The sequence below is a fragment of the Erythrobacter sp. HA7-11 genome (genome assembly GCF_055693605.1).
Window position 1 is genome coordinate 683,447 of sequence record NZ_JBVFUF010000002.1, and the last position, 13,279, is coordinate 696,725.

General features: G+C 56.6%; 9 protein-coding genes, 1 other RNA gene and 2 pseudogenes. 4 read left to right on the forward strand and 8 right to left on the reverse strand.

Translation table 11 applies throughout. From position 1 onward, the window contains the following. The first annotated feature begins 48 nt into the window (after positions 1-48). Positions 49-448: RNase P RNA component class A (gene rnpB / locus ACZ1GU_RS03595), an RNA gene on the forward strand. Positions 449-570: 122 nt separating this feature from the next. On the opposite strand, the gene ACZ1GU_RS03600 is transcribed toward rnpB, so the two are convergent. The 6 genes and pseudogenes from ACZ1GU_RS03600 to ACZ1GU_RS03625 all read right to left on the reverse strand — a co-directional run bounded on the left by ACZ1GU_RS03600 (position 571) and on the right by ACZ1GU_RS03625 (position 7,815). Then, the gene (locus ACZ1GU_RS03600) at positions 571-2,055 is read right to left on the reverse strand and encodes an FMN-binding glutamate synthase family protein (RefSeq protein WP_472646730.1); all 1,485 of its coding nucleotides are present in this window, start codon (positions 2,053-2,055) and stop codon (positions 571-573) included. 175 nt (positions 2,056-2,230) lie between these two features. After that, entirely contained in the window at positions 2,231-3,397 is a 1,167-nt protein-coding gene (locus tag ACZ1GU_RS03605) for an autotransporter outer membrane beta-barrel domain-containing protein (protein WP_472646731.1), read from the reverse strand. Further along, on the reverse strand, positions 3,319-4,425 hold the full coding sequence (locus ACZ1GU_RS03610) for a hypothetical protein (protein ID WP_472646733.1): 1,107 nt from the start codon (positions 4,423-4,425) through the stop codon (positions 3,319-3,321). Before ACZ1GU_RS03610 ends, ACZ1GU_RS03605 begins: the two co-directional genes overlap by 79 nt. Positions 4,426-4,833: 408 nt before the next feature. Continuing rightward, positions 4,834-5,616, reverse strand: coding sequence for a trypsin-like serine protease (locus ACZ1GU_RS03615; protein WP_472646734.1), 783 nt, complete (start codon positions 5,614-5,616; stop codon positions 4,834-4,836). A 210-nt stretch (positions 5,617-5,826) separates the two neighbouring features. Continuing rightward, positions 5,827-7,138, reverse strand: a pseudogene (locus ACZ1GU_RS03620) (UDP-glucose dehydrogenase family protein). 5 nt (positions 7,139-7,143) lie between these two features. Further along, entirely contained in the window at positions 7,144-7,815 is a 672-nt protein-coding gene (locus ACZ1GU_RS03625) for a metallophosphoesterase (RefSeq protein WP_472646735.1), read from the reverse strand. Positions 7,816-8,231: 416 nt separating this feature from the next. On the opposite strand from ACZ1GU_RS03625, the gene ACZ1GU_RS03630 reads away from it, so the two are divergent. Beyond that, positions 8,232-9,089, forward strand: coding sequence for a TorF family putative porin (locus tag ACZ1GU_RS03630; protein ID WP_472646736.1), 858 nt, complete (start codon positions 8,232-8,234; stop codon positions 9,087-9,089). A gap of 120 nt (positions 9,090-9,209) precedes the next feature. On the opposite strand, the pseudogene ACZ1GU_RS03635 reads toward ACZ1GU_RS03630, so the two are convergent. Next, positions 9,210-9,948 (reverse strand): annotated as a pseudogene (locus tag ACZ1GU_RS03635) (SIMPL domain-containing protein). A 105-nt stretch (positions 9,949-10,053) separates the two neighbouring features. On the opposite strand from ACZ1GU_RS03635, the gene ACZ1GU_RS03640 reads away from it, so the two are divergent. Next, the gene (locus ACZ1GU_RS03640; protein WP_472646737.1) at positions 10,054-10,491 is read left to right on the forward strand and encodes a VOC family protein; all 438 of its coding nucleotides are present in this window, start codon (positions 10,054-10,056) and stop codon (positions 10,489-10,491) included. Positions 10,492-10,520: 29 nt separating this feature from the next. On the opposite strand, the gene nhaA is transcribed toward ACZ1GU_RS03640, so the two are convergent. After that, positions 10,521-11,744 carry a Na+/H+ antiporter NhaA gene (gene nhaA, locus ACZ1GU_RS03645; protein ID WP_472646738.1) on the reverse strand — a complete coding sequence of 408 codons (1,224 nt, stop codon included), beginning with the start codon at positions 11,742-11,744 and terminating at the stop codon, positions 10,521-10,523. Between the two features lie 96 nt (positions 11,745-11,840). Here nhaA and ACZ1GU_RS03650 point away from each other — a divergent pair, with 96 nt between their 5' ends. Further along, the gene (locus tag ACZ1GU_RS03650; protein ID WP_472646739.1) at positions 11,841-13,253 is read left to right on the forward strand and encodes a glycosyl transferase family protein; all 1,413 of its coding nucleotides are present in this window, start codon (positions 11,841-11,843) and stop codon (positions 13,251-13,253) included. Positions 13,254-13,279: the final 26 nt, after the last annotated feature.

The following is a 13,279-nucleotide window of genomic DNA, read 5'->3' on the forward strand; positions in this document are numbered from 1 at the left end:
CTAGGGAAGGCTTGGCAGTTCGGTCCTTACGCCCTAAATCGAGCGTGTCAGGGGGCCAAGGCAGCCGCGAGCAGGTTTTACCGGTTCGAGGAAAGTCCGGGCTCCACGAAGCAAGGGTGGCGGGTAACGCCCGCCGTGCGCAAGCACAGGGAAAGTGCCACAGAGAGTATACCGCCGATGGAGGCTAAACCTCACAGGCAAGGGTGAAAGGGTGCGGTAAAAGCGCACCGGGGCTCTGGTAACAGCGTCCGCATGGCAAACCCCACCCGGAGCAAGGCCAAATAGGGGTCTCGCGCTGAAAAGCAGTGGCGCTTCGCCGCGAGAGACCCGGGTTGGCTGCTTGAGCGGCTTGGCAACAGGTCGCCTAGATGAATGGCTGCCCTTGGCGGGAAGGTCCCTTGGGATACCACCGTCAAGACAGAACCCGGCTTATGCGGCCCCCTGACGCTTTCTTGTCTTCTTAGTCGAATCTGCGACCATATCCTCGCTAGATCCGCATCGATGCTCTGCCCGCAAACCAGTCGGACTGGCTCAGATCGGGTCGCAATCGCGATGCGAAATGAAAAGGGTTCAAGCCGCCTGCATGCCGGCGTTCGGGTAGAGCTCATCGAGCGGTCTAGAGCGTCCATCCGCGCACACAATCCGAACATGATACCGCTTCATTGCTCGCGGGTTGGTCACGCCGACGCTGTGCGCGATTACGCCCACTTCCTTGCGCATCTGCTTGACGAAGTTCGCAACTTTGATCGCCTTGTCTGCGGGGTCGAGGCCGCGCTGGAGGCTCGGATCGTGCGTGGTGATGCCGGTGGGGCAGGTGTTCTTGTTGCACTTCATCGCCTGGATACAGCCAAGCGCAAACATGAAGCCGCGCGCGGAGATGACGAAATCGGCGCCCGCGCACATTGCCCATGCAACCTCGCTTGGCGTGACGAGTTTGCCGCTTGCAATGACCCGGATGCGGTTTTTCAGGCCGTGCTTGTCGCGCAGATCGACCAGCATCGGCAGCGCTTCACGTAAGGTCAGTCCGACATTGTCGATAAGTGGCAGCGGTGCAGCGCCAGTACCGCCATCACCCCCATCGACGGTGATGAAATCAGGAGCGCTCTGTGCTCCACGCTCATTGATTGCGCCAAATAGCTCTTCTAGCCAGCCATAGGCGCCGATCACGGTCTTGAAGCCGACCGGCTTGCCCGTCACTTCGCGGATGTGCGCAATCGCGTCGAGCAGATCGTCGATATTGCCGATATCGGGATGACGGTTAGGCGAGATAGAGGCGGTGTGCGGCTCGATACCGCGGATTTCGGCGATCTCTTCATTCACCTTGGCTGCGGGCAGGATGCCGCCTTTTCCAGGCTTCGCACCTTGAGAGAGCTTGATCTCGAACATGCGGACCTCATCATGGGCGGCAACCTCGCGCAGCTTCTCGTCCGAGAGGTTGCCTTCCTTGTCTCGGACGCCGTACTTGGCTGTCCCGATCTGGAAGACGATGTCGCAGCCGCCTTCGAGATGATGCGGGGACAAGCCGCCTTCGCCGGTATTCATCCAACATCCGGCTTTGGCGGCCCCATTTGAGAGCGCGCGAACCGCGGGCGTGGATAGCGCGCCATAGCTCATTCCGGAAATGTTGAAGAGCGAGGGAGCAGCATAGGGCGTGCGCGCGGCGCCTTCGCCGATGATGAGAGGCGTCGTCTCCACCGCATCGGCCTCCAGCGTAGGCCAAGGGCAGTTGACGAAGATCGGCGTTCCAACGGGGTCGAGATTGCGAGTCGATCCGAAGGCAACATTGGTCGACTTGTTGCCTGCCGCATCATAAACCCAGTCGCGCTGAGCCCGGTTGAACGGCATTTCCTCGCGATCCATGGCGAAAAAGTATTGGCGGAAGAACTCACCCAATTCCGAGAAGACATAACGCAGGCGGCCAATCACAGGGTAATTGCGCCGGACAGCGTCGGATGTCTGGAAGCGATCAATGAAGAACAAAACGACGATGCCTGCCAGCAGCACGCCGACCACGAATATGAAAATGTTCGAAAGCCAGCTCAGCGTATCGATCATGATTTTACTCCATGTGGTTGCATTAGCCTCGTCTTCTAGCGCTGTGATTAGCATAGGATACAAGCGCTGGGCAGACCATTGTGCCCCTTGATGCCGGTCCCGGACTCAAGATGTGAAAAGGCCGGACCCTTCTTGCGAAGAGCCCGGCCTTGCCGATTTCAATTTGTCGCTAAGCTTAGAACTTCCAGGTCAGCGAAGCGCGGCCCTGGTTGTTGGTCAGCACGCCGCGGCCAAGATCGGAAGTCACGGAAATGCCAGCTTTGACGTTGTCCGAAAGCTGCATTTCTGCGCCAGCATTGATCGAGACCCATTCCGGATCGAGCTGGTTGCTAATCTGGAAGGCCGCTTCTGGCGCACCGAAGAAGTTGGCGCTGACTGTATCTGTCGTGTCGGCGAGTTCACGCGCATATGCGACCGAGCCGAACGCCGTGATCTTACCAGTGCGACCGACATCCAGATCAAGCGATGACATCATGCCTAGTTTCGCACCCGCAGAGGTGAAGGTCCGCCCCTGAATGTTGAGGCCAAGCTGACCAGCACCCACTTCTGAATAGCTACCCAGTTGGTTACGGACATAGTCCAGGCTGACCACCGGACCCATTTCGAAGCCGTTCGCAATCGGAACAGCATAGCCAATCCGCATGCCAGCGAAACTTTGCTGACCATCAGATTTCCCGATTGCGCTGTCATAGCTGCTCTGGAAGTCGCCCAAGCTGGCGCGCTGGACGCCAAACTCCTGGCTGGCAAAGCCGAAATACGCGTCCGCAAAGCCATTACCAGCCTGATAGGCCGCGTAGACTGCTGCTGACTGGCTCTGGTCTGCCTGAGGGCGGAATGCACCGGTGTTTGCATCGCTGTTGCGGATGTTTGTCATCGCAACACCAAGGCTTAGTCCATCGCTGATGCGAACGTCGGCACCGATGGTGAGCTCACCAGCTTGGGTGAAGGCTGCTTCTTCGAAGGCATTGACGCCGCTTGAGCGATCAATGCTCCGGGCATCAAGGAACGATCCGCTGACTGTGCCAAAGAAGCCGATCTGACCATCTTCGCTCGGAGCGGTTCCGCCCATCGCGAAACCGGCATTGCCCGCTGCAGAGAAGCCTGCTGCTGCACCGTTTGCACCGCGCAGCGCAAGAGTGCGCTGAGCGATCTGGCCGGTGAAACGCTGCGAGAAGCCATTTGCAATAGTTTGCTGGTTGAATGCGTTTACGGGCATGAGCGAGTTCAGCGAAGCACCCAATGTGTCGATACCCGCGGTGTCGATCACATTGAAAATCGACGCGAACTCGTTGTACCGACCGCCAAAGCGCAGTGTGTCCAGCGCATTGCCAAGCGAAGACAAGCCACCCTTGCCTCGGAACAAATCGCGCAAACGCCTCGCGCCGATCTCGACAATGACCTCGCCACCTTCAACCCGGCTTTCGGTACCGTTAGAATAGGGTTACGAGCGATGAGGATCGTTTCGTCAAACGCTCCGTCAATCTCACCTGCAGTTAGCACGGTGAAAGTGCTGCCGAAGCGGGGGCTTCCGCGAGTATTGAACACCGCAAGTGTGCCAGCAAGCGAAGCTGAGCCCGATACGCTAATCAGGTCACTGTCGACCCGGCGGCCACGCTTTAGGATGTCCGCGACCAACAAGCCATCGCTTGTCTGCAGGAAGTCACCGTCGACCGTCAGCGTTCCAAGCGAACCGACGCCGCCTGCCGTGATCAAACCACCGACGTTCACAAGCGCATCCGAGGCAATCGTGCCGTCACCGGTCAGGATGCCGCCGAACAATCCGTATGTGCCGCCACTAATAGTGCCGTCGATCACAGAGACGCCCGAGAGCTGTTCAACGCCAATCACAGTGTTGAAGGCATATTCCTCAGGCAGGTCGAAGATAGCAAACAGATTGTCGATCACCAGTTTGTCGATCTCAACATCGAGATCGACTGTAGTTCGACCGAACCGGTTAAGGTGCACCTCGAAATATTGAGCAGGATTGGCAAAAGCTACTCCGGGTGTCCCGTCAGTGTTCTGTGGGACAAAACCAGTTGAACCTGGGCCGAGCAGGACGGAGCTTTCAGGAAGCGTGGTGTCGATGTTCTCGAAGCCAGGCGTGATATCCGTCGGGTTGCCCGAGATATCGTTGCCCAAGACCGTTCCGACTTTCGGGCCTGACGCGAAGATGCCCGGCTCATTTCCATTAGGAACGCCGTTCACCAGGTTGCCGTCGTCATCGAAAATGAAAAAACCAGGGTCGAGATTTTGTGTCCAGCGCGACGCATCTGACCAAACACCACTACCGGCTTTGGCAGAGACATATTTGTAGGGTGTGTTCTCGGTGATGAATTCAAAGAAAGGAAAGAGCGGATTATAGAAACTCACGTCGCCATAGGCACTTCCCAACCCAAAGAAGTCGAAACCGCCCGAAAGGACGCCGATCGCAAGTGGGAAATCGGCCAGTTGATCAGCAACCAGCGGTGATCCGGAATCGCCGGGAGCCGTGCCGGCTTCGAGTGGGAGCGCATCGCCGTCAAAATAGTCGATGGCGAGAACGGTACCGCTAGACTGTTGCAGCTGATATTTGAGCCTGTGAAATCACAGCCTGCTTGTTCTTCAGGCGTGCGATCTGGGTTGTCGAAGTCGGTCCAGTAATAAGCCTGAGATTCAAACCCAAGAACTTGGGTCGAAGGCGCGAAGTCTGGGAAGACACCGTCGATATAATCTCCTAGGCTACCAATGAGGCCGAGATTGTTCTCACCGACACGTCGGAGAAAACGACTTCCTGCATTGCTACCACCAGTAAGCCCTGTGCCGTTTGTGCCATAGCCCACTTGTAATACGTGGGTCAGCTCGGTCAAAGGCGAAAGCAGGATAGGCAGCGCAGGAACGTCGGTAATCGGCGAGATCTACAGCCACCAATGCGACGTCCGCCCATGGGAAACCAAGGCCGGTATTGTCTGCATTGCCGGTTGGATGGATGACTACGTCGGTGCTTTGAGCGACACCACCGTCGGCATAACCAACGCCCGAGCCGAGGTATGTGAATATGCGATCGGCACTACTCTGGCCCGTGGCAATAAGTAGAGTGGTCTCAGCCCCTGTTTCTGGGAGGCCGTATGTCTCGGACGAGGTTGTTGCGATCGGTCCGTCGCTGCCGTTTAGACAATGAGCAGCGGTCAGGATTGTGCGCGGATTGATGACGCTCCCTGTGCAATTGAAAAATACGCCACCATCGGAATTCCGTTGGACAAAGATTTGGACAGCATAAGGTGCAAGGTTGTCAGGGTCACCAAAGTCTACTCCGACATCATCGCGCACAACCAGTTCTGGATCGGGTCGCGTGACGTTTCCGTCAAAATTTGACTGTGATTCAGCGATCAACGAATCCAAAGTGATTTGGTTATCGAAATCCGCTGATTGTCGCTGTATCCTAAATCCGGCAAAATCTCCGCGCGCTTCAACTGAAATGTCCTCGTTTACGTCCTCAGCTTCTGAAGCCATGGCTGGAGTTGCCGCAAGCCCAGCCGCCAAGCCGAAAACACCGACGCTGGAAAGAATCTGCCGTCTGATCATACAAAGTCCCCACTAAGTTGTTTTGAAAAACGACTCGGTAGTTACATTATTTTAAGCATGAACACGACTCGAATTGCTGAGCGCAACGTGAATCAAGTGGAGATTCGTGAAAATAATCGTGTGCGTAAGCGCTGAGACGCAGAGAACTCCTGCACTTTTCGCTTCAGGCCAGGAACCGTCTTTTTTGGCAGATTTATGGTTAACAGAGCGTCAAATTCGCCCGATGCTGGAGTAATCGAAGCCGGCTGCACGGATATCTTCCGGGTTGTAGATATTGCGCAGATCGACAAGCACCGGCGCGTTTGCGAGTTGCTTAACCCGATCCAGGTCTAGAGCGCGGAACGCATCCCATTCGGTCACTATGGCCACGGCATCGGCGCCCTCAATCGCTTGGTAGGGCTCTACGCACATGGTCACGCCGGGCAAGAGCGGCTTGGCGATCTCCATGCCTTCTGGATCGTAGGCGGATATCGTAACCCCAGCATCACCCAGCGTTTGGGCGATCGCGATCGCCGGTGAATCGCGCATATCGTCCGTGTTCGGCTTGAACGTCAGACCAAGCATCGCAACTTTCTTGCCACGAGCAGCGTCTGGGCCACCTAAAGCATCGAGCACCTTACGACCCATTGCACGTTTGCGGCTCTCATTCACTTTAACGACCGCTTCAACGATGCGGGTTGGGCTGTCATAGTCCTCGGCAGTCTTAAGCAATGCCAGCGTGTCTTTGGGGAAGCATGATCCCCCATAACCGGGCCCAGCATGGAGGAACTTCGCTCCAATACGATTGTCCATCCCGATACCGCGCGCGACGTCCTGCACATCAGCACCAACTTTCTCGCACAGATCAGCCATTTCATTGATGAAGGTGATCTTGGTCGCAAGAAATGCGTTTGCCGCATATTTGATCAACTCGCTAGTTCGGCGGCCCACGAAGAGGATCGGAGACTCGTTCAAGAACAGCGGTACGATAAACTTCGCGCATGACCTCTCGACCGAAATCATCCTCTGCGCCGATGACTATCCTGTCAGGGCGTTTGAAATCGCCAATGGCAGCGCCTTCGCGCAAAAATTCGGGGTTTGAGACCACTGCAAACTTGTGGGTCGCGCCGGTGCCTTTGATGATCCGCTCCACCTCGTCGCCCGTTCCAACAGGGACGGTGGACTTGGTTACGACGACGGCGTCATTCGCAAGGCTCTCTCCAACTTCTCGAGCGACCTCGTAAACAAAGGTAAGGTCTGCATGCCCATCGCCCCGGCGACTTGGCGTGCCAACCGCGATGAATATCGCTTGCGCCCCGGCAATCCCGGCGGCGAGATCATTTGTGAATGATAGGCGACCGCCATCGACGTTGCTGGCGACGAGCGCATCGAGCCCCGGCTCATAGATTGGCATGATGCCGTCCTTGAGTTGCGCGATCTTGTTTTCATCTTTGTCGATGCAAACAACATCGTGGCCAAAATCGGCAAAGCATGCGCCCGATACGAGGCCAACATAGCCTGAGCCAACCATTGCAATTTTCATCGCGCCTATCCTTCGCTTGTGGTTTTGATTTTTCCGTTTTTGTCGATGGCTTTGATCGTCCGCCTGGTTGTGCCTTCGAGCACAAGTGCCGTCAGCACGCCTGACCTGAACGCCCCTGTATCAACGCCGATCCGATTGCCGCAATCCATTACGTCTGGAAAGATAGTGTGACCGTGCACGACCGTCTTCTCAAAGTCGCCTTCATGACTGAGGAACCGGTCCCGGATCCAGAGCATATCACTGCGCTTTTGCTTTTCGAGCGGACGCTTTGGGTCGATCCCTGCATGAACGAAAAGATAATCTCCCGCGATGATCATCTCTTCGAACTTAGAGAGGAACTTGCGGTCCTTTTCAGGCACAATTTTAGGCAGTTCTTCGAACAGCTCGTCCAGCGTCCAAGCGTTGAACTGCTTGCTTGATATGCCATAGCTCATGATTGTCTCACGACCGCCATGCTTCAAGAAATGGCGCAAGACATCGGTTTTTTCGAAGGCTTGGAGAAACATTTCCTCGTGATTGCCCGCAAGGATCCGGACATCCCGCTTCTTCTTCCATTTGCGGGCGCGAGCAATGACGCCAGCGCTGTCTTTTCCGCGATCAACCAGATCTCCCAAAAGGATTATGTGGGTTTCGGCTTCACCTGCTTTCTTGTCATCCTTCTCGATTGCCTCGATCAAAGCTTCGAACAGGTCGAGACGGTACGTGAATATCGCCTACCGCATAATAGCGAGTGCCCTCCGGCACGGAAGGTTTGGGCGCATCAGGGCGCGAACGGATAATCTGCCGCAGCTTCTTTAACATGGGTGCAATCAATGATTATACATCATAGCAGCGCGTACGAGCCTGAGCCGCGCGCGCAAAGCAGCGCTTTAGTCAGTCATAGGGCGAACGGCAACCTGATGCCTTAAGTGAGCCATGGTGGTGCATAATACCCACACTTTGGCCTGTTCACAGGAATCCGCGCAATTTCTCTTGTGCAGTGCGGCATATTTCGGCACGAATGTTTCGTATTCAGCCGAGATCACCGTTAATAATATGGTGGCCACTGATCACGCAGGCGGGACGAGGCAATAACACAACAAAGGAAGTTGTAATGCTCACGTCCATCCGCGGCCTTACTGCCGCTACTTTTACTACAGGTCTGCTCCTCTCCGCAGCACCTGCTCTTGCAAACGAAGCTGATGCTGGCGACAACAAATCTGTTGAAGCGACCAGCGAAACGACCACTGTCATCGATAGCGAGATCGAGCGTTCGAGCGCTCCGATTGATGCATCGAAAGTCAATTACGCTGAAGGGGAATCCGGCTTTAGCGTTTCAGCCAACGTCGCCTTGACCACGGAATACCGTTTCCGCGGTGTCGATTTGTCGGGTGGCGAAATCGCTATACAGGGCGGTGTCGACCTTTCAACTGACGCTGGCATATATCTTGGTACATGGGCATCATCGCTTGACGAGGATACCGTCGGCTTTGGCTCAACCGAAGTAGACGTCTATGGCGGCTGGAGCGGCGACATCTCGGAAGGTCTGACGGCTGACGTTGGGGTAATCGCGTACCTCTACCCGGACGCAGGCCCCGGTGACTTCGACTATGTCGAATTCTACGGCTCGCTAGGCTTCACCTTCGGTCCAGCAGAAACGACCGTTGGTGTCGCATACGCGCCCGATCAGGATTCGCTTGGCGGCATTGACAACTTTTACGTCTATGGCGACGTGGGGGTCGGTCTTCCTGGCACTCCGGTCACTTTGACCGGTCACCTAGGCTACACCGATGGCTTCCTGACCTTCACAAACGACAGCAAGGCATTTGACTGGTCAATCGGCGCAGAAGCTGCCGTTTACGGCCCACTTTCATTGGGCGTCGCATATGTCGGTGCAGAAGGTGATATTCCAGCCGGTCAGTATGACTTCGTTGATGATGCAATCGTTTTCACTCTGAGCGCTAGCATCTAGCAATTGGGAATTAGGCTCGCCAATGGGACGGGCTTGAAGAGGGCGCGGAAGCTTTTTGAAGCTGTCCGCGCCTTTTCCTTTGCCGGAGAGCTTCCGACAGTCAGCGTTGCTCTGGTGCGTCTAGTCCAAGCTGAAGTGGACGGTCGTGACGACGCGAACCTTCTTATAGGGGCTATCGCTCTTGCCCCAACCGCCACCGTCACCATCGCGAGCTTCGATTGAGAAATAGCCTTGGGTTGCGTCCTTGATCGCTCCGACCTCAGCACCCGAGTCTTGCGCGAATTGCTGGGCTGAAGAGCGGGCATCCTTGGTCGCTTCGGCTACCATTTCTGGCTTAATATCGTTCAGCTTGGTGAAGGTGTAGCTCATGCCGGAGCCCTCCTCGAGGAAGACGCCTCGGCTCGACCAAGTCGAATTGTTGAGCCACAGCCTTTTGCGCGCGCTCAATATCCTCTGTGCGCAAGGCCATTCTCTGGCGGACGGTGTATGTGGTGACACCTTGAGTGGTGTAGCTCGATACATTGGCACCGGTCGGCTGAAGCGCGTCTGCGGGAAACCCAAGCTCTTTAAAGAAGCTTTCAATCGAGGCTGTGTCGCGGCGCACCTTACCCTGCGCCTCGGCAATGTTGGTGGAGCTCGCCGAATACGTGATCGTCCAGGTCGCAAGATCGGCTGTCACGTCGCGTTCGGCGAGACCGCGCACGGTCACCGACCGCTCCGCCTCTTTAGCCCGCAGCAATCCGTCACCCAAAAGGTATCCACCCAAAGTCATTCCGATGGCAACAATCGCCGCCGTGCCGAACCATCGCCCCGTGGCCGAGTTCAATATGCCCTTGTGCACGCGGCCTTCGACCTGCATTTCTTCGTGTGGTTTCGACTCACTCTCACTCATCGCATCCTCCTATTTCTGCGATGAACTGTGCTTTAGTGTCGATGAACTGAGTTTGAACTCAAAGGGAGATCTATGACCAAATACCTCCATTCCATGATCCGCGTGACAGATCCGGATGCGACAGTCGATTTCTTCAAGCTGATCGGACTGGAAGAAGTGCGGCGTTTCGATGTCGAAGCCGGGCGCTTTACTCTGATTTTCCTCGCAGCGCCGGGCCAAGAGGGCGTGGCCGAGGTAGAGCTGACCTACAACTGGCCACCCGAAGACGGCAGTGAGCCTGAGAAATACGATGGTGGGCGCAATTTCGGTCATCTCGCCTATCGCGTCGATAACATTTATGAGACGTGTCAGCGCATTATGGATGCAGGGTATACGATCCATCGCCCGCCGCGCGACGGGCACATGGCCTTCGTAAAGACGCCGGACGGTATCTCAATCGAATTGCTTCAGGAAGGCCATCTCGAGCCTGTGGAACCATGGGCCAGCATGGAGAACACCGGTAGCTGGTGAGCGCAGCTGCATTTCGGCGCGCGCGCCAATCAGCCCTTGCTGGGCTGATTGCCTTGGTCGTTGCATTCCGCTTCGGGATGAACGGTCGTCAGTCGCAAGACCACGAAACCCAAGATCGCCGAAATTGCTGACCCTGTCAGGATGCCGATTTTTGCTTCTTCAACCAGCAAAGGCTGGGTGGGGAAGGCAAGGCCGCCGATAAACAAGCTCATGGTAAAGCCGATCCCGCACAGGATTGAGATGCCCCAAATCTCGGGCCAGCTTGCTCCCTCAGGCCGGGCCGCGAAACCCGTTTTCTCGGCGATCAGGATCGTAGTGAAAATGCCCAATTGTTTGCCCACGACGAGGCCCGCCGCAATCGCGACGGGAAGCGGAGCCAGCAATGCGCCGATCCCCATGCCCGCCAGCGATACGCCCGCATTGGCAAAGCCGAAGACCGGAACGACTAAATAGGCGCTCCAGGGGGCTAGGCCATGCTCAAGCCGCTCGAGCATGGAGTTACCATCGGCGCGCCGCATCGGAATGGTAAGCGCGGCAAGAACACCGGCAATCGTTGCGTGAACCCCGGTGTTGAGCACGCAGTACCAGAGCACCAACGCAAGCAGGATGTAGGGGGCAAATACGCTCACCTTCATGCGGTTGAGTGCAATCATCAGACCGAACACAACAATTGAGGCAACAAGCCAAACTAGCTTGATTGTTGGCGTGTAGAAGACCGCAATGACCATCACCGCGCCGATATCGTCGACAATCGCGACCGTAAGCAGGAACAGCCGGAGCGACGCCGGGACGCGGCTGCCAAGCAGGCCGAGTACGCCCATCGCGAATGCAATGTCCGTGGCCGCAGGAATCGCCCAGCCGCTCGAATATTCACCGCCGCCAGACACAGCGATGTAGACGAGTGCAGGGACACCCATGCCCGCTGCAGCTGCCAGCATCGGCAATCGGCGCGCCGCTGGATCGGAAAGCTGACCGGCAATAAGCTCCCGCTTCACCTCAAGCCCGACGACAAAGAAGAAGATCGCCATCAAGCCATCATTGATCCACAGGTGCAGATCATCGAGCTTCGCAATCGGCGTCCATGCCAGATCGCCGTAGAACAGGTTGCGATAGTCTGCTGCCAAAGGCGAGTTGGCCGCGAGCATTGCGGTCGCAGCGACCATTATAAGCAGGATGCCGGCGGAGGCGTCTCCGACGAACAAAGAGCGCACCGGTGCGAAAATTCTACGAATAGGGGAATTTGTTTGGGCCATGATTGCTGGCCCCCATCTCTAAAACTTTCCCCCGTTGCAAGCTTAAACAGAGCACGATAGTCTGCTCGCCTGCAATCGGGCGGTGGGGGCTTGTACGTGTTTGACTTCAATGTGTGGCAGTTATTGGTGCTGCTACAACATGAATTACTGCTTTTCGCGGGTATTTTCTTTTTGATTGGCGCAGCGGACGACTTGGCTGTCGACTTGGTTTGGCTGTGGATGAAAATCACAGGTCGGGCAAAGACGTCGAGGCTTGATCGAAATGCGCTGCAAAATAGCGCCCTTTCAGGCGATGCGGCGATCTTCATACCGGCATGGCACGAATCCGATGTTATTGGCTTTACCATCGCTCATGTGCTGAAAGCCTGGCCGCAGGCCGCCGTGCGGCTCTATATCGGCTGCTACCGCAATGATCTGGCAACGATCGAAGCCGCGATGCAAGCGGCAAACGGCGACCCGCGTCTAAGGATCGTCATTCATGATCGGGACGGGCCCACGACCAAGGCGGATTGCCTGAACCGGCTCTATCTGGCTCTGCGAGATGACGAGAAGCGGCGCGGAGTGCGCGCGCACATGGTCGTATTCCACGATGCTGAGGATATGGTCGATCCTGCTGCGCTCGGCCTGCTTGACCAAGCGATTGGCGATCATGCGGGTGGTGCCCAATTCGTCCAACTCCCGGTTCAACCCATGCCTCAACCGGACAGCATGCTGGTCGGCAGCCATTATTGCGAGGAGTTTGCCGAAGCACACGCCAAGGCGATGGTCGTACGGGACTCGCTTGGCGTCGGCTTACCCGGAGCAGGCGTTGGGGCAGCGATCGAGCGCGGTGCGCTCGAGCAATTGCGTCTGCGCAACCTCGACCGCCTACCCTTTGCCACTGATTCACTGACCGAAGATTATGAGATGGGTCTAAGCGTGGCTGCTATGGGCGGTCGTTCGAGGTTCTTGCGCGCGCGCGGTGATGACGGGCAGCTTATCGCAACGCGAGCCTTTTTCCCGGACCGTCTCAGCACCGTCGTTCGCCAAAAAACGCGCTGGGTTCATGGAATTGCCCTGCAGGGCTGGGACCGGATTGGCTGGTCCGGCGGCATCCTTGAAAGCTGGATGCGAACCCGCGACCGGCGAGGGCCACTGACGGCATTGGTGCTATTGATGGGGTACCTATTGCTCGCTGTGTCAGCACTCGTGTGGGGAGCGTCGCAACTCGGGACGGCACATACATTGCCGCTCTCACCGGCGCTCAAGACGCTATTGTGGGTCAATCTTGCCGCCTTTGCGTGGCGCTCTATGTGGCGCTTCGCCTTCACCACGCGGATATACGGCATCGCGGAAGGGCTGATGGCGATAGTGCGCATTCCGGTCACCAATATCATTTCGATTATGGCAGGACGGCGCGCTGTATTTGCTTATATCCGTTCGCTGCGCGGCAGTGCGGTGGTATGGGACAAGACCCATCACAATGCCCACCCGATGGGTCCGGGCGCAATGCGGGAGCAGTCCGTATGATGCATCCCTCTCAATCCCGCCGTGGC